The following is a 17693-nucleotide window of genomic DNA, read 5'->3' on the forward strand; positions in this document are numbered from 1 at the left end:
GAACCTAATCAGGTTCTTCACCTCCATTTATAAGAATATTCAGAAAATAATACCTACTATTATAACACATCAGTCCAAATTTCGCTGGTTGGTTGGTATCGCATTCATATCTTTTGTCAGAATTCAGAATGCTTGTTATGATGAAACTATACAGGAGGGATGATAACTATGGGTACTTTTAAAGACGAAAAAGATGTGATCGTTGGCAAGGCTAAAGAAAAAATCGGTGAGTGGACCAATAATGAAGAACTTGCCCATTCTGGGAAAGAACAAGCACACGAAGGTCAGATCAAGAAAGAGCACGATCAAAAAAGAGTCAATGAATTAGAAGATCAAAATGACGAGCGCGATGCCCGCAATGATCGAACTACCCCAGAAAATGTCAGCAGTGAAGAATTGTTGCGAGCTGAAAATCCTGATGCCAATAAAATTTCTTCTGCCGATCGTCGAGATGCAGACCAGCTGAAGCATTATACTGGAATTGAAGATAAATTATAACTGAACACGGATGCCTTCGTCTTCTAGACGAGGCATTTTTTTGTTAACCAGAGTGGATGAAGAGTCAAGAGACTACTGCTCAGTTGACAATTGCTCAACATCTCATTATAATCCATTAAGATCGCATAGAGAGAAGCAAAGAAATTGGGAGGTGGTCATCAAATGCTTATTTATGCATTGTGTACGACTGTCAAGAAAGTAGAACAGCCGCAATAGGAAACGGAAAATTAGAAAGAAGGCTTTTTTATGATCGAACCTTACCAATTTCATTCAATTAAACATCAAGTATACCAATTAGTTCGAACCTATCAATCGGTGAATGATCCTCGAACGATCAAAACGGTTGAAACGATGACCAAAGACGCCATAGAACATTTTTTTCCTGAAGAAGAAACAGCACCACGTGAAATTTTAACTGCTTTCTTTCAACAGGGGATGACGATCAGTCGCAGCAATGAGCTGTTAACAGAACTCAAAGAGTACGTCCGACCCTTTCAGGTGCCGACAACAAAACAAATTGAAAAAATGTTTCGGAAAGTAAAAAAACTGAAAATACCTGATTTTGCTTCCGTTGATTTAAAAGAGACCACTTATCTTGCTTGGGATGATATCGGTAGTCAAAGCAAGTTTATGATCATAGCCACTGAGCAGGGATTTACAGGACTTCACGGTCATGTGTCAACCGAGGTCAAAAAAGGGATCTGTCCCTTGTGCCAGCATGAAGGAAATGTGTCGATGTTTCTTTCTTTGACCAAGAGCAACGGCGATGGAACATATACGAAACGCGGGAATTATATTTGCCGTGATAGCAAAAGGTGCAATCAGCAGTTGGAACAGCCAGCAAATTTGCATGATTTTGTTTCTTTGCTGCAAATGAAAGATAAATAACGAAATGAAACGGCAGAAATCTTTCTGCCGTTTTTTCTCATTGAAAAAAACAACAGTTATAGCATTATTTAAATTTTGTATTAAATGAACAGAATAAACCACTTTGGCTATTGTACCAATGGATTTCATGTTATAATTAATCATAGAAACCGATGACTTTACGTGAAAACGTAAGCGCATAAGAGAGAAAATGAGGTGGAACTATGCAATGTCCAAAATGTCATCATAACAATTCGAGGGTAGTTGATAGTCGACAAGCCGATGATGGACGTGTGATTCGCCGTCGTCGTGAGTGCGAAAATTGCGGCTATCGCTTTACAACATTTGAACGTATTGAAGAGGCACCCTTGCTTGTGATCAAGAAAAATGGTGCCCGTGAAGAATTCAACCGAGAAAAAATTTTACGGGGCTTGATTCGTTCTGCTGAAAAACGACCAGTGACAATGGATCAGATGGAAACAATCGTCGATCATGTGGAAAGTCGTGTCCGTGCTCTTGGTGAAAATGAAATATCTACGACACAAATTGGTGAGTATGTGATGGAAGATCTAGTTGATTTAGACGAGATCGCTTATATCCGTTTTGCCAGTGTATACCGCCAGTTTAAAGACATGTCAGTTTTCTTAAAAGAACTACAAGACATCGTCGAAAAAGCGAAAGAACCACAAGAATAGAGGGGGACAACAAGTGGGCAATAGTTTACCGAATCAATCGTACAAAGTGTTCAAAAGCCGTCCACTTACAACGGAAGGGAAAGACGCCCTCATTTATTTGTATCAACCAATTATTGAAAGTGATGCTTTAGCGTTGTATTTGACACTAGCAAGCGATGTCCAAGCCCAAAGCATTTCTGGCGAGGAGTCGATGACGACCGTGCATCTAGATATCTTGAATGCCATGAATGTCGGAATGCCTCGCTTCATAAAAGCCAAGCAAAACCTAGAAGGTATCGGCTTGCTGAAATCATATGAAAAAGCAGATTTGCAAAACGGATCCTCCTATCTGTATTGGTTGCAAGAACCGGTCCATCCAGCAGCGTTTTTTCAAGATGAATTGTATGCCTATCTGTTGTTGGAAAGAGTCGGAGAGCGTAAATTTAATCAGCTGGTCAAGCTGTATCAGCCAAAGCAGTGTTCCTTGACCGATTATCAGGAAGTGACTCAATCCTTCTCAGCCGCCTATGGGTTAAATACCGCACGTTTTGCTTCCCATGAAGAAACGTTACAGGCAGTCAGTGATTCTTTTCAAGAAACCAATGCGAACTTGGTGCTTGACGAAAAGCAGTTGGATTGGGACTTTCTTTTATATGAAGCGCAGCGTCGGTATATCCGTGCCGCTAATTTCACGCCAAGTTTTCGACAAAAGTTAGTTCTATATTATTCCTTATATGGCTATGATGTGTTGGAATTGTTGGATTTGATGGCGGACAATGTTTCTTTGACAACAGGCGAGGTCGACCAGAAAAAGCTGGAACAAGCCATCATGAAGAAATCACGACAAACATTCACGAAAACATCAAAAAGAGAAGATCCCCAAGCGGAAAGTCAGTTGCGCCGCTTCAATACCTTAAAACAGAATGGTTTTTCAGAAAATGATGTATTATTGATTCAAGAAAGTGAGAACAATGCACCGATCGCTTTTCTAAAGGCGATCAAAGCGGAGAAAAACAGTTTCATGACGGATTCAGAACAATGGCTGATCAAGAGCCTTGTCGAACGGTCACCATTGACTAATAGTGTGATCAATGTTCTGGTTCATTATGTCTTGGTGGTCCAAAACAATGCCGCTTTGTCAGGGAATTATGTGAACAATATCGCCGCCCAATGGTCAGAATTAAAAATCGGCACGGCAGAAGATGCCATCAAACATGTTCGGAGCCTTGTTCGAAGTGCCAAGGAAAAACGCAGCCGACCACAAACTAGCGGCAAAAAAATCATTCGCGAAGAAAAGCTGCCTTCTTGGGCTGAAAAACCAGTGGAAGAGACAGCCTTAACACCAGAGCGACAAGCAGAATTAGATAAAAAACTGCAAAACTACTTGCATAAGAAAGCTGGTGACAAGTAATGGAAGATGTAGGGAAAAACTTAGGAAAACTATTGGATAAACGCAATTACCGTGATCAGTTTTCAGCAATGATGGCAGAGGTTTTACAAGATCCTGATGTCAAAGCGTTTATTGCCGAAAATGAAGAGGTATTGACCGAAGCAGATATTCAAAAAAGCTATGCGAAACTGTATGAGTTCGTCCAAGAAAAGCGGAAATTCCGCATCAATGATCCATCCATGATCGCACCGGGCTATGAGCCGCGCTTAGCATTAAATTTTCATTTTATTGACGTCACCTATGTACCAACGAAAGAACTACTGGCATATCAAAAACAAGAAGAAATTCGCAGTCGCATCAAAGCGATGGATATGCCTAAAGATATACAAGAAGCAAGTTTTGCAGATTATCAGCAAACGCCTGGCCGAATGGAGGCCATCGCAGCTGCCGTTGATTTTATTAGTGAGTTGACAGCCAATCCACAGGAGTTTCATAAAGGACTTTACTTTGTGGGAAGTTTTGGGATCGGAAAAACCTATCTGCTTGGCGCGATCGCCAGAGATTTAGCGGAGGCAGGCTACACGACGACATTGGTTCACTTCCCGACATTTGCAGTAGAGATGAAGCAAGCAATCGGCAAAGATCAGGTGGGGGATAAGCTGAACGCAGTGAAAAAAGCCCCAATCTTAATGATGGACGATATCGGTGCTGATGCGATGAGCAGCTGGATTCGCGACGAAGTCTTCGGTGTCATATTGCAATACCGCATGCAAGAACAACTGCCGACCTTCTTTACTTCGAATTTTACTATGCATGAGTTGGAACAGCATCTTTCGGTGACGCAACGAGGTGAATCCGAACCATTAAAAGCCAAGCGCATTATGGAACGTATCCGTTATTTGACACAAGAAATTCAAATGACTGGTAAAAACCGACGAAATGATGGCCAATAACTGACTATTACTGGAGGAAGAAGATGATGACAAAACAGGTAATAATAGGATTATCCTTTGCAGCAATGCTGCTTTTAACAGCTTGCGGCAATCAGGGAAACAGCGCTGCAAATGGGGAGACTGGAACTTCTGAAACTAGCGAGCAGACCAGTTCCGTATCAAATAGTACATCAGAAACGGAAACAGCCGCAATTTTTACTGGTGTTATCCAAGAAGATGCGATAGCAGGATCGGATGATACCTTTTCACTCTTTTTGAAAGAGGTGGCGGCAGTGGAAGATGACGATCAAGTCGTCCAAAGTTTTCAAAATGATGGGGTCATCCTACATGTCCCAGTCGAGGCTTATTCAGGAGATCTGGAGGAATTGACGGAAGGTGCTACCGTCCAGGTGACGTTGCAAGGCATACCGATCATGACGATGTCGATCCCACCGCAAATTCCCGGTAACTCGATTCAAAAGGTTGAATTAGTGAACGATTAATGCAATGTGCGCCTTGGCAATGGCACCACAGTCAAGACGCACATTTTTTTCTATTTATGGAAAGCGTGTTATACTACAAAAGAAGGAGTGACAATATGAACGAACATGCATTATCGGATCGTTTGGCTTGCGTGGGCGAACAAATTCCCGACCAAGCACGTTTCGCCGACATCGGTTCCGACCATGCTTACTTGCCTGTTGCATTGATGCTGCAGAACAAAATCTCTTATGCTGTAGCTGGAGAAGTTGTTCAAGGACCTTATGATTCTGCCAGCAAACAAGTGCGTAAGAACGGGTTAGCTGATAAAATCGTGGTTCGCTTGGCAGATGGACTGGACGCGATTCAACCTGAAGACAACATCGACACCGTTGTCATTGCTGGAATGGGCGGCACACTGATACGTTCGATTTTAGAAGAAGGTAGCCGGAAAAATCGCTTAGCGGGAGTCAAACGCTTGGTCTTACAACCGAATGTTGGGGAACGGACTTTGCGAGAATGGCTCGTTAGCAACAACTTTATAATCATTCATGAAGTACTTTTAGAAGAAAACGACAAAAACTATGAAATTATCGTTGCCGAAACTGGAAAAACGACGTATACGTCCCAGCAATTATTTTTTGGTCCTTTTTTATTAAAAGAAAAAAATCCAGTTTTCCTTAAAAAATGGCAACATGAATTAAAGCAACGACAACGCGTCATCAAAGAGTTAGAGAAAGCCAAAGAACCACCTGCTGAAAAAATCAATGAATTAAAGGATCAGATCGAATGGATCAAGGAGGTGTTGGCATGATTTCTGGTCAAGAATTTATCAAACGCTTTGAAGCATACTGCCCTTTATGGTTGGCAGAAGAAGGCGATCCTGTTGGTCTACATGTTGGCACATTAAACAAACCGCTCGAGCGAGTCATGATGACTCTTGATGTACGTCCAGAAGTGGTTGCAGAAGCCATCGAGAAAAAGATCGACTTGATCATCGCCAAACACCCACCGATATTTCGGCCTTTGAACCGCTTACTGACAGATGATCCACAACAAAAGATGCTAATGGATCTCGTCAAGCATGATATTGCCGTTTACGCCGCCCACACCAATATGGATATTATTGAAGATGGTTTGAACGATTGGTTTTGTGAACTATTAGAAGTTGAACCCGACACGTATTTGAAGCAAACCCATCAAGTAAAAATGAAGAAGCTAGCTGTTTTTACCCCTGTTGAATCGGCACCAGCGTTACGAAAGGCATTAGGTAAAGCAGGTGCTGGTCAGCAAGGCAATTACCAAAATACCAGCTATTCCTTGATTGGCACCGGTCGCTTTACGCCACAGCAAGCGGCACATCCTGCCATTGGTGAGATTGGAAAAGAAGAACAGGTGCAAGAAGCGAAGATCGAAGTCATTTTTCCAGAAACGATCGAGAATAAAGTGCTTTCGGCAATGATCGCTGCTCATCCTTACGAAGAGCCAGCTTATGATCTGTATGCCTTAGACAATTTGCCGAAAACCTATGGAATCGGACGGGTTGGCAACCTCGCTGAGCCTCTTTCCCTTGATCAGTTTGTCGAACGTGTCAAAGAGCGCTTTGGTTTGACTGCTTTACGCCTCGTCAGCTTTCCTGGTGCACCTGAAAAAATTCAGCGAATCGCCATTTGCGGCGGCAGTGGCCAATCGTTTTATTCGGATGCCTTACGCCATCAAGCGGATGTGTACATCACTGGCGATATCAGTTACCATTTCGCCCATGACATGCAAGCCAATGGGTTGATTGGGATCGATCCAGGGCACAACATCGAAAAGGAATGTATTCCTCGGTTTATTGAGAAATTCAACCAGTGGAAAGCAGAAGAGAACTGGGCTGTGACCTTTGTTCCTTCCACCACTTCAACAAATCCATTTGACTATAGATAGGAGAATCTTTTATGTACGAAAATTTATTGCCTCGCTTTTTGAATTATGTAAAAACAGAAACTCGCTCTGATGCGACAAGCACGACAACACCTTCTACCCAAACACAGGTCGCGTTTGCCAAAGAACTGCAAAAAGAACTTGAAGAATTAGGATTAAGCGATGTTCATTACAATGAATCAAATGGTTTTGTGATCGCAACATTACCAAGTAACGTGGATCATGACGTACGCTCCATCGGTTTTATCGCCCATATGGATACCGCCGATTTTAATGCAGAGAATGTTGATCCGCAGATCATCGAAAATTACGATGGCGAATCAACCATTAAATTAGATAAAGAAGGAAAATACACATTAAACACAAAAGATTTTCCGAATTTAAAAAATTATGCTGGGGAAACCTTGATCACTACTGATGGTACTACTTTATTAGGTTCTGATGATAAGTCAGGTATTGCAGAAATCATGACAGCCATGGAAATTTTACTTAAAAACCCAACGATCAAACATGGGGAAATCAAAGTCGCATTTGGCCCTGATGAAGAAATTGGGGTTGGTGCAGATAAATTCGATGTTGAAGATTTCAATGTTGATTTTGCGTATACAATGGATGGCGGTCCAGTAGGAGAATTGCAATACGAGACCTTTAATGCGGCGCAAGCTGAAATTACGATCCAAGGAAAAAATGTCCACCCAGGAACTGCTAAAGACACCATGATCAACGCTTTGCAACTAGCAGTCGATTTTCAAAATGCGCTACCGGCTGATGAAGTTCCTGAGAAAACCGAAGGGACAGAAGGGTTCTTCCATTTGATGAGTCTCAGCGGCTCAGTAGAAGAAGCGAAAATGGCATACATTATTCGAGACCATGACCGGACCCGTTTTGAAGAAAGAAAAGCACAATTATTAGCGGTTCAAGAAAGCTTGAATGCCCGCTTTGATGAACCAAGAGTACACGTTCATCTATATGATCAATACTACAACATGAAAGAAATCATCGAAAAAGATATGAGTATCATTGATCTAGCAAAAGATGCGATGGAAGCAGTGGGAATCACTCCGATAACAGAACCTGTTCGTGGTGGAACCGATGGCTCGAAAATCTCCTATTTAGGGATTCCAACACCGAATATCTTTGCTGGTGGAGAAAATATGCACGGACGTTATGAGTTCGTCTCACTACAATCAATGATGAAAGCGACCGATGTGATTGTGAAAATCGCCGAACTGAATGCTCAAGCATAAACGTTGATTTTTGATTTGTTGGAATAAATGAAAAACTCTTGGGCTGGGAACTCTTCACGCAGGTCTTGCGTAAGACCCGGCCTTTTTAGGATGTGAATAGGATGAAAATTCTCGTTTTATACAATGATACAGCGGGGAAAAGTGAAGCAAAAGAAACAGCAGAAAAATTCCAAGCCTATGTGAAAGAACAAGGCGAAGAGCATCAAGCGTTCTTGCAGGCCTCAAATCCAGACGTGGATCCCAAAGACGTTCGAGAGGCTGCCGAAAAACACGCAGTCGATACGATTGTGATCATTGGTGGAGATGGGACGATCCATCATGGATTGCAAACCTTTAAAGAAAAGTTAGATGTGTTGAAGGTCGGCATCATTCCTGGTGGAACCGTAAATAATTTTGCCAGAATGTTGGGGATACCGGTGAAGCCCGAAGAGGCCTTCGAGACGATCTTAACGGGGGTTGAGCGATCGATCGACTACGGGACGGTCAATGATCAAGTCATGATCTCGACCATGACCATTGGTCTTCTGGCAGATACCGCCGCAGCTACTTCCCAAGAAGAAAAACAGCAATATGGGCCGTTAGCGTTTATGAAACGGTTCATTCATCTGTTGATCAAAAAGAAACAATACAAATTAGAAGTCATTGCTGACGAACGGAAATGGCAGGGGAAAACTCAATTACTGACGATCGTCATGTCGAATTCAGCAGGTGGGTTTAAGAACTTCGATGAAGAAGCAAAGCCTGATGACGGATTGTTTCATATCATTCTTTTGCCAAAACTGAATATTTTACGATTTATTTTGTATTTACCAAGAATTATTCGTGGTAGAATTGCCAAAGTACCAAGTGTTGAATATTTCACTGCCGCAAAGGTCTCAATAAAGGCCAAAGAAAAAACGGTTCATACTCGAACCGATGGCGACCCAACGGATGATCTACCGATTGAGATGAAAGTTATCAAACATGGTTTGACGATGCTGGTACCTGAAGAAGCACAAGAATCAAAATAATGATCCCTACGATCAATCATATGGAGGAAATGGATGAATGCACTGATTTACAATCCATTGTGGTTTTATTTAATTGCAGTCAATCTTTATCTTTTCTGTCTGATGGGGTATGATAAATATCAGGCAGTGAAACAAGGTTGGCGGGTTCCCGAAGCAAATCTCCTTTTTATGGGGGCGATTGGCGGAGGATTAGGCGGTTTAATTGCGCAACGCGTATTTCGCCACAAAACAAGAAAGAAGAAGTTTCACCTCTTTTTTGCTTTTGGCACCGTTTTTGCTATCCTGCTGATGGTCTTTTTTGCATAAATTCGGTATAACAAGCAAGGAGTTAATATGAAAACTAAAGTGAAGTTCGCCCTTAATTTACTTTTACTAGTAGGGATTCTGGGTGTGATGTATTTTTTTGTCCGTAACTCGATGATGGATATTTTGGCGGGGCTAAGAGAGACCAGCTTTCTCGTCGTCTTACTGGTTATGGGGCTTGGCACATTGTACCTAGTGATTGAAGGACGAACAGTCAAAGAGATTGCCGTGACTTTCCAACCGGAATTCACAACCAAGGCGGGGTTTCTGACCGTCTGTTACAGTGGTTTTTATCGGATTGTGACGTTTGGGGCAGGCACCTTAATCTCAGAGGTGAATTTTTACCGTAAAAATGGCTTGCAGTTGTCACAGGGCGTTGGGGTCACCACCTTACACATGGTGATGTATAAGTTCGCCATATTGACTTATGCAATCGCTGGGTTGATCATTCAATTTTCGCTATTCTATGACAATGCACCCAATATGATTTGGGTAATTTTAGCGGGGATCGTACTCGTTTTTTTGATCATTGCCGCTTTGTTAGCACTTTCGGTCAGCATCAACATCCAAGTCTTTTTCGTGATCGTCAGCAATAAGCTGTTCAAAAGTGCGACATTAAGAGGATTGGTTGACAAATGCAACACCCAAATTTATTCTTTACGAGAAACAGTCAATGCGATTATTACCGACCGCACCGCTTTCTTGCGCATCTATTTGTGGAATCTTTTGAAGATGCTGCCTTGGTATGTGATTCCTTATGTGATTCTTGTTGTGCAGCATCCAGAGATCGATTTCTTGTTGACGTTATCCTTCATCAGTTTTGCCGTCGTCTTGTCCGGGGTGATTCCAACACCGGCAGGGATCGGATCATTTGAATTTATTTATATGCTGCTTTTTGGTCCATTAGTTGGCACGGTCGATGCTGCGTCTTCCATGCTACTGTACCGTTTAGCAACATTCATTTGGCCCTTCATAATTGGTTTTGCTTATGTAATGAAAGAAAAACGCAAAGATATTAGCCAAGAGTTGACTGAATTAAGAAAAGAAAAAGTGGAAAGTTAAAAACACGCTTATCTTCGAATAGAGGATAAGCGTGTTTTTTTTAGTCTTTCAAATCAATGATCCGATCAACAAAGGATTCATAAAACTCGCCTTCATGGGAAACAATCAAAACTGTTCCAGGAAAGGCCGCTAGGGTTTCTTCCAAATTGTTTTTCGTATCTTGATCGATATGGTTGGTCGGTTCATCAAGAATCAAGAAGTTACTTTTGATCAACATCATTTCGGCTAGTTTGACTTTTGTCTGTTCACCACCACTTAATAGCTTCAATTCTTCCTGGGCTAATTGGCTAGGTAAACCTGCCCGAGAAAGTTGCCGTCGCAATTCTTTGTTGGTGGCCTTCGGAAAAAGATCCTCAAGGTATTGAAGAGGGGTCTGCAATGGATATTCCCAGTCAAGGTCTTGAGAAAAGTAATTGAATTTTGTATGCTGTGGGTAAGAAACGGATCCCTCAATTGCTGGGATCACACCAAGAATCGTTTTGATCAATGTTGATTTACCGATCCCATTAAATCCCCGTATAGCAATTTTTTCGCCATAGCGGATCGTTAGGTTGATCGGGGAGAGTAATGGCTTTTGGTCGTATCCAATGACTAGATTGGTGGTTTCCAAGGCCAAGGTGGTAACGATTGGTGCCAAATCAAATCCTAAATGGGGTTTAGGGACATCTTGCGGTGGGGTCAAACGATCAATTTTTGCCAACTGTTTTTCACGACTCTTTGCCATCGTTGAACGAGAACCAGCTTTGTATTTACGAATATAGCTTTCGGTTTTCTTGATATGCTCTTGTTGTGCTTCGTATTGCTTCATATAGCTTTCATTTTGCAGCGTTTTTAGTTTTAATGCTTTGTCCAAATTCCCCGTATACTTAGAAAGCTTGCCAAATTCGATATCAATGATATGGGTCGTGATTTCGTTAAGGAATTGACGATCATGAGAAACGACTAAATAGGTACCGGTAAAGTCCTGTAAAAACTCAACCAGCCATTTGATATGCTCATCATCTAAGTGGTTGGTCGGTTCATCTAAAATCAGCATGTCGGGTTTTTCTAGCAGCATTTTTGCTAAGATTAGTTTTGAGCGTTGACCACCACTTAAGGAAGCGAGGGGGGTATCCATTCCGAGAACCGAAATACCTAATCCTTCTGCTAAATCATCGATCAATGTATCCATTTGGTAGAAATTTCCTTGATCCAATTGATTTTGCAATTCGCCCGCTTTTTCTAAAAGCTTATCGTCGAGGCTTTCGCCATATGCAGTATAAAGATCGGCAATCTGTTGTTCTTTTTCGAAGTCTTCTGCAAAGGCAGAGCGCAAAAAATCACGGATCGATTGCGTTTCATCAACATTGACGTATTGATCCAAATAGCCCATTTTCAAATTTTTCGGAAATTGGACGAAGCCATCATCGGGGAGAATTTCTCCTGTAATGATTTTGATTAAAGTACTTTTGCCAGCGCCGTTCCGTCCAATCAAACCGACTTTTTCACCACGGTTGATTTGAACGGAAACGTCTTCGTAAAGCAATTTGTCGCCAAATTGTTGGCTAATATTCGTTAATGTTAACATCATTTCCTCCATATAAAAAAGCTGTAAACAGTAGACGTTACAGCTAAGTAGATAATCTTACTGAATAAAAATCGCCAAAGAGCGATCAAAACGATCAGGAAAATCGATTGTTCCTGACCAATCATGACCTAGCATACCATTGCTGCTTCCCATCTGTCAATTTTCATGAAAGAATACTGAAAAAAATCTTGATGTTCGAGGGAAATCTTTTGACCATTACTGACCAACGTTGTATAATAAAAGAGTAGAAAAAAGCATACTGCTTGCAGTGTACTTATTTTCTGACTACCATTTTGGGAGGGAAAAGTATGAACCCAGAAAAAATGACGACTACATTACAAAGTGCTATCGCTGAAGCCCAGCAGATTGCCATGACCCGTCACCATCAAGAAATTGATATTCCACATTTATGGAAGATTTTATTGCAAGCCAATCAATTCGGCCGCAATTTTTACACGGACACAGGTCTCGATGTCGATGCTTTTGAAAAAGAAGTTGACCGACTATTAGATGAACTGCCTTCGGTTGAAGGAGGAAATGTTCGTTATGGTCAATCTATGAGTCAAAATCTGTTTCATCTTTTGTCTGAGGCAGATCAATTAAAAAATGAATTTCAAGACGAGTATCTTTCCACAGAAATCGTCCTTTATGCGTTGATGAAATTGAAAAATCATCCATTGACGGTGTATTTAAAGAAACAAGGAATCAGCGCGAAAGAAATCAAGCAAACGATCGAAACATTAAGAGGAGGGGATCGTGTGACCTCACAAAATCAAGAAGAACAATACAAAGCTTTAGAAAAATACGGCGTTGACCTGGTGCAACAAGTCCGCAGCGGAAAAATGGACCCAATTATCGGACGAGACGAAGAAATTCGCGATGTGATTCGCATCCTTTCTCGGAAGACAAAAAACAATCCCGTTTTGATTGGTGAACCAGGGGTTGGTAAAACAGCCATCGTTGAAGGATTGGCACAACGGATCGTGCGAAAAGACGTCCCAGAAAACCTAAAAGACAAAACGATCTTTTCTCTGGATATGGGTGCCTTGATCGCAGGTGCTAAATTCAGAGGTGAATTTGAAGAGCGTTTGAAAGCTGTCTTACAAGAAGTGAAAAAAGCCGATGGACGGATCATTCTCTTTATTGATGAGATCCACAATATTGTAGGTGCTGGTAAGACGGAAGGCAGCATGGATGCTGGAAACTTACTAAAACCAATGCTGGCACGGGGAGAATTGCATACGATTGGCGCAACCACCCTTGATGAATACCGTCAATACATGGAAAAGGATAAAGCTTTGGAACGTCGTTTCCAAAAAGTGCTGGTACAGGAACCAACCGTTCAAGACACGATTTCGATTTTACGTGGCTTGAAAGAACGGTTCGAGATCCATCATGGCGTCAACATCCATGACAACGCGCTTGTTGCTGCGGCGACCTTATCTGATCGGTATATCACGGACCGCTTTTTACCAGATAAAGCCATTGACTTGATCGATGAGGCGAGTGCCACAATTCGGGTGGAAATGAATTCGATGCCTACTGAGCTCGACCAAGTTACCCGTCGTTTGATGCAACTTGAGATCGAAGAAGCCGCATTGAAAAAGGAATCCGATGATGCATCGAAAAAACGCTTAGGCATTTTACAAGAAGAATTGGCGGAATTGCGTGAAGAAGTCAATACCATGAAAATGCAGTGGGAAACGGAAAAAGAAGAAGTCAATGCAGTTTCCAACAAACGGGCAGAGATCGATAAAGCCAAGCATGAGTTGGAAGATGCTGAAAATAACTATGATTTGGAACGGGCAGCTGTTCTTCGTCATGGGACGATTCCACAACTGGAAAAAGAACTAGCTGAACTGGAAGAAAAAAATCAAGATGAAGGCATTCGGATGGTCCAAGAATCAGTGACCGAAAATGAGATTGCCCTAGTCGTTGGACGTTTGACAGGGATTCCTGTTGCGAAATTAGTGGAAGGCGAACGGGAAAAACTGTTGAAATTAAATGAGACCTTGCATCAACGAGTGATCGGACAAGACGAAGCCGTCGATGCCGTCAGTGATGCCGTCATTCGTTCACGAGCTGGCCTGCAAGATCCAAATCGACCATTAGGTTCCTTCTTGTTCTTAGGTCCGACCGGCGTCGGTAAGACCGAATTAGCGAAAGCGTTGGCGGTCAACCTCTTTGATTCAGAAGAGCATATGGTTCGGATCGATATGAGCGAATACATGGAAAAACATTCGGTGTCTCGCTTAGTCGGTGCCCCTCCAGGCTATGTAGGGTTTGAAGAAGGTGGACAATTGACTGAAGCTGTTCGACGCAATCCATACACGATCGTCTTATTGGATGAGATCGAAAAAGCCCATCCTGATGTTTTCAATATCTTATTACAAGTGCTTGATGATGGCCGTTTGACAGATTCAAAAGGGCGAGTCGTTGATTTCAAAAATACAGTCTTGATCATGACTAGCAATATCGGCTCTCAAGTCTTGCTAGATGGCGTGACCGCAGAAGGGACGATCCCAGAAAACGTTGCTGAAAATGTCCGTAATCTCTTGAGAGGGCATTTTAAACCAGAATTTTTAAATCGGATCGACGACACGATTTTGTTCACACCGCTTAGTCTAAACGATGTGACAGGCATCGTCGACAAGATCGTCGCACAGCTTTCACAACGACTGGAAGTCCAAGATATTCTGCTGACGATCACTGAAGAAGCCAAATGTTGGATTGCTGAAAATGCTTATGAGCCAGCATATGGTGCGCGACCTCTCCGTCGGTTTATTACGAGAGAAGTCGAAACCCCATTGGCAAAAGAAATCGTTGCCGGCAGAGTCTTACCAAAGACTCAAGTCACGATCGAATTATTGAACGAACAGCTGGTTTTTGAAAATACGCCAATTACCGAGTAATAAAAAGATAAAAAATGGATAAATGCAAAACGATGGTTGCCGTTTCATTGGCAGCCGTCGTTTTTTTGCCGCTCAACATAAGACAAAATAGTTCCCCTTGCTTGTTGTTTGGAGGAAATTCGCACTTCGATTATACTGTTCTTATGGAGTAGGAGAGGAATGAAAAGATGAATACTTTTTTTGAAACGTTGAATGAGCGAAAAGGGGAATTGCTGACAGCTGTCTTTGAGCATTTGTCATTGTCAATCATTGCGCTGCTGGTGGCGATCGTTATTGCTGTCCCGTTAGCCATTTGGCTGGTTAATCATAAACGGGCAGCGGAAGTCGGCCTACAAATAACGAGTGTATTACAAACGATTCCATCACTGGCACTGTTAGGTTTATTGATTCCATTTGTGGGGATCGGAACGCCGCCTGCGTTGATTGCACTAGTTATTTATGCGTTATTGCCGATCTTTCAAAATACCTATATTGGCCTTTCGGAGATCGATCCATCAATCGAAGAAGCTGCGGCGGCATTTGGCATGTCTCGGATGCGACGATTGATCAAAGTCGAATTGCCGATTGCCTTGCCTGTCATAATTTCTGGGATTCGCACAGCGCTGGTCTTGATCATCGGAACAGCAACCTTGGCCTCTTTGATTGGCGCTGGTGGACTAGGTTCCTTTATTTTACTGGGGATCGATCGAAATGCCCCTGAATTAACCTTGATCGGCGCGATCGGGTCTGCTTTACTGGCTATTATTTTCAGTACGTTGATCCGTTATCTACAACACCTGAAACCGCGCTATACCTTGATTACGCTGGCAGCGATCATCTTGCTGATTGGCGGCGTTTCTTTTTCACAGAGCGGATTTTTCGCGCCGAAAACCATTACCATAGCTGGGAAGTTAGGGTCTGAACCTGATATCTTGATCAACATGTACAAAGAATTAATTGAACAAGAAGATCCTGGTGCACAGGTTGAATTGGAACCTAACTTTGGGAAAACTTCTTTCTTATTCAGTGCTTTAGACAATGACCAAGTCGACATTTATCCAGAGTTTACTGGAACTGTGTTGGAGAGTTTAGTGGATGTACCGGAAAAAACCGCTAGTCAAAAACTTGACTCTGACGAAACCTATACCGAAGCAGTCAATCTGTTAAAGGATCAGTTTGAGATGACCTTGCTTCAGCCGATGGCGTATCAAAATACCTATGCGTTGGCTGTGAAAAAAGAATTTGCTGAGGAAAATGGACTAACCACGATCTCTGATTTGAAGAAAATCGAAAATAAAATCAAAGCCGGCTTTACCCTCGAATTCATTGATCGGACGGACGGTTATGCGGGCATCCAAGAACTCTATGGGCTAGATTTTCCAAGTGTCCAAAGTATGGAACCAGCATTGCGTTATCAAGCCATCAATAATGGCGATATCAATCTACTGGATGCCTATTCCACGGACAGTGAATTGCGTCAATATGGCTTAGTTATTCTAGAAGACGATCAAGAACTATTTCCACCTTATCAAGGAGCGCCTTTGATGAAAGAAGCCTTTGCCAAGGAACATCCAGAAGTCGTCCGTGCATTGGAAAAGTTGGCAGGTAAAATCACCGAAGAACAAATGAGTGAAATGAATTATCAGGTCAATGTCGAAGGAAAAAATCCAGCAGAAGTCGCGCGTACCTTCCTGATAGATGAAGGATTAATTAAGGAGGGACAAGAATGACACGAATTATTGAATTTAAAAACGTCAGTAAAAAGTTTGATCAAAAAATAGTGATCGATCAATTAGATCTGAGCATCAATAAAGGGGAAATCTTTGTTTTGGTCGGTCCTTCTGGGAGTGGGAAAACGACGACTTTGAAGATGATCAACGCGTTGTCAGAACCAACGGATGGCGATATTTACTTCAAAGAAAAACGAATCAAAGAATACAATATCCAAAAAATGCGTTGGCAAATGGGGTATGTTCTCCAACAAATCGCCCTGTTTCCGACAATGGATGTGAAGCAAAATATTGAAGTGATCCCAGAGATGTTAGGGTGGTCGAAAAAAGATCGCTCAGAAGCCGTGGATCGTTTGCTGACACAGGTCAAACTTGACCCAGAGCAATACCGCCATCGAATGCCTAAAGAGTTGTCAGGAGGAGAACAGCAGCGGATCGGGATTTTAAGAGCGTTAGCTGCTAACCCAGAAATTATTCTGATGGACGAGCCCTTTAGTGCTCTTGATCCAATTTCTCGAAATTCCTTACAGGAGTTAGTCCTCGATTTGCACCAAGAGCTTGGGACGACGATTATTTTTGTCACGCATAACATGAAAGAAGCGGTAAAACTAGGTACGCGCATTGCTGTCATGAATCAAGGGAAGATCGTCCAATGTGATACACCGGAAGTGATTGTCTCGCAACCAAAAACTGCTTTTGTGAAAAGTTTTTTTGAAGAGACCGGTGAAGACGAAGCAAAACTGGTCACTGCAGGGGATTTGATGCGGATGAACTTTTTCAGCGATGAAGTCAACCCAGTGGCTCCTCAAATCGCTGCATCTACTACTTTAAATGAGTTGTATACCTTATTTGCAACTCATGACACGGTAGTGATTGAAGAAGAGCAGAAACTCGTAGGGAGTCTAAGTCGAAAAGATGTGTTTGCTTTCTTGAGTCGTGATCGAACGTAAAAGGTTCTTTATGGCCACTAGAAATGTCATATTTTTTTAAAAATCGATGATTTCTCTTGCTCAATGTAAAAATTCCACGTAAGATTGAGGAAGATATCTTTTGTCAGAATGCCAGAAACGAGCTTTGATAATGACAAAAGATGCAGTAAAGGAGCGAAAGAGCAGC

General features: G+C 42.2%; 16 protein-coding genes. 15 read left to right on the plus strand and 1 reads right to left on the minus strand.

Going from position 1 to position 17693, the window contains the following annotated elements:
• Positions 1-168: 168 nt before the first annotated feature.
• The 12 genes from IGI88_RS15605 to IGI88_RS15660 all read left to right on the plus strand — a co-directional run bounded on the left by IGI88_RS15605 (position 169) and on the right by IGI88_RS15660 (position 10389).
• Positions 169-498, plus strand: a complete 330-nt coding sequence (locus IGI88_RS15605) for a hypothetical protein (RefSeq protein WP_008380072.1) — start codon at positions 169-171, stop codon at positions 496-498.
• A 246-nt stretch (positions 499-744) separates the two neighbouring features.
• The gene (locus IGI88_RS15610) at positions 745-1386 is read left to right on the plus strand and encodes a FusB/FusC family EF-G-binding protein (protein ID WP_429960761.1); all 642 of its coding nucleotides are present in this window, start codon (positions 745-747) and stop codon (positions 1384-1386) included.
• A 203-nt stretch (positions 1387-1589) separates the two neighbouring features.
• The gene (gene nrdR / locus IGI88_RS15615; protein WP_005226004.1) at positions 1590-2060 is read left to right on the plus strand and encodes a transcriptional regulator NrdR; all 471 of its coding nucleotides are present in this window, start codon (positions 1590-1592) and stop codon (positions 2058-2060) included.
• A 13-nt stretch (positions 2061-2073) separates the two neighbouring features.
• On the plus strand, positions 2074-3450 hold the full coding sequence (locus tag IGI88_RS15620; protein WP_429960762.1) for a replication initiation and membrane attachment family protein: 1377 nt from the start codon (positions 2074-2076) through the stop codon (positions 3448-3450).
• On the plus strand, positions 3450-4382 hold the full coding sequence (gene dnaI, locus IGI88_RS15625; protein ID WP_008380067.1) for a primosomal protein DnaI: 933 nt from the start codon (positions 3450-3452) through the stop codon (positions 4380-4382). Before IGI88_RS15620 ends, dnaI begins: the two co-directional genes overlap by 1 nt.
• Positions 4383-4405: 23 nt before the next feature.
• The gene (locus IGI88_RS15630) at positions 4406-4864 is read left to right on the plus strand and encodes a hypothetical protein (RefSeq protein WP_008380064.1); all 459 of its coding nucleotides are present in this window, start codon (positions 4406-4408) and stop codon (positions 4862-4864) included.
• Between the two features lie 95 nt (positions 4865-4959).
• A complete protein-coding gene (locus IGI88_RS15635) occupies positions 4960-5655 on the plus strand; it encodes a tRNA (adenine(22)-N(1))-methyltransferase (RefSeq protein ID WP_008380063.1) in 696 nt (231 codons plus the stop codon).
• Positions 5652-6770, plus strand: coding sequence for a Nif3-like dinuclear metal center hexameric protein (locus IGI88_RS15640; RefSeq protein WP_301280254.1), 1119 nt, complete (start codon positions 5652-5654; stop codon positions 6768-6770). The genes IGI88_RS15635 and IGI88_RS15640 overlap by 4 nt, the downstream gene beginning before the upstream one ends.
• An 11-nt stretch (positions 6771-6781) precedes the next feature.
• Positions 6782-8014, plus strand: coding sequence for a peptidase T (gene pepT, locus IGI88_RS15645; protein WP_301389208.1), 1233 nt, complete (start codon positions 6782-6784; stop codon positions 8012-8014).
• Positions 8015-8115: 101 nt separating this feature from the next.
• Complete coding sequence (locus tag IGI88_RS15650; RefSeq protein WP_016611838.1) at positions 8116-9024, plus strand: diacylglycerol/lipid kinase family protein; 909 nt, start codon at positions 8116-8118, stop codon at positions 9022-9024.
• Between the two features lie 33 nt (positions 9025-9057).
• On the plus strand, positions 9058-9330 hold the full coding sequence (locus tag IGI88_RS15655) for a DUF1294 domain-containing protein (protein ID WP_005235800.1): 273 nt from the start codon (positions 9058-9060) through the stop codon (positions 9328-9330).
• A 27-nt stretch (positions 9331-9357) separates the two neighbouring features.
• Entirely contained in the window at positions 9358-10389 is a 1032-nt protein-coding gene (locus IGI88_RS15660) for a lysylphosphatidylglycerol synthase transmembrane domain-containing protein (RefSeq protein ID WP_429960763.1), read from the plus strand.
• Positions 10390-10429: 40 nt separating this feature from the next.
• On the opposite strand, the gene IGI88_RS15665 is transcribed toward IGI88_RS15660, so the two are convergent.
• Entirely contained in the window at positions 10430-11956 is a 1527-nt protein-coding gene (locus IGI88_RS15665) for an ABC-F family ATP-binding cassette domain-containing protein (RefSeq protein WP_087664105.1), read from the minus strand.
• 308 nt (positions 11957-12264) lie between these two features.
• Between IGI88_RS15665 and clpB the strand changes: the two genes are divergently transcribed.
• From clpB to IGI88_RS15680, 3 genes are all read left to right on the plus strand, one after another.
• On the plus strand, positions 12265-14868 hold the full coding sequence (clpB, locus tag IGI88_RS15670; RefSeq protein WP_429960764.1) for an ATP-dependent chaperone ClpB: 2604 nt from the start codon (positions 12265-12267) through the stop codon (positions 14866-14868).
• A 167-nt stretch (positions 14869-15035) separates the two neighbouring features.
• Positions 15036-16577, plus strand: a complete 1542-nt coding sequence (locus IGI88_RS15675; protein WP_429960765.1) for an ABC transporter permease/substrate-binding protein — start codon at positions 15036-15038, stop codon at positions 16575-16577.
• On the plus strand, positions 16574-17527 hold the full coding sequence (locus tag IGI88_RS15680; protein WP_429960766.1) for an ABC transporter ATP-binding protein: 954 nt from the start codon (positions 16574-16576) through the stop codon (positions 17525-17527). The genes IGI88_RS15675 and IGI88_RS15680 overlap by 4 nt, the downstream gene beginning before the upstream one ends.
• Positions 17528-17693: the final 166 nt, after the last annotated feature.

The sequence above is a fragment of the Enterococcus sp. AZ179 genome, from assembly GCF_050498885.1.
Lineage (GTDB): Bacteria > Bacillota > Bacilli > Lactobacillales > Enterococcaceae > Enterococcus_D > Enterococcus_D entomosocium.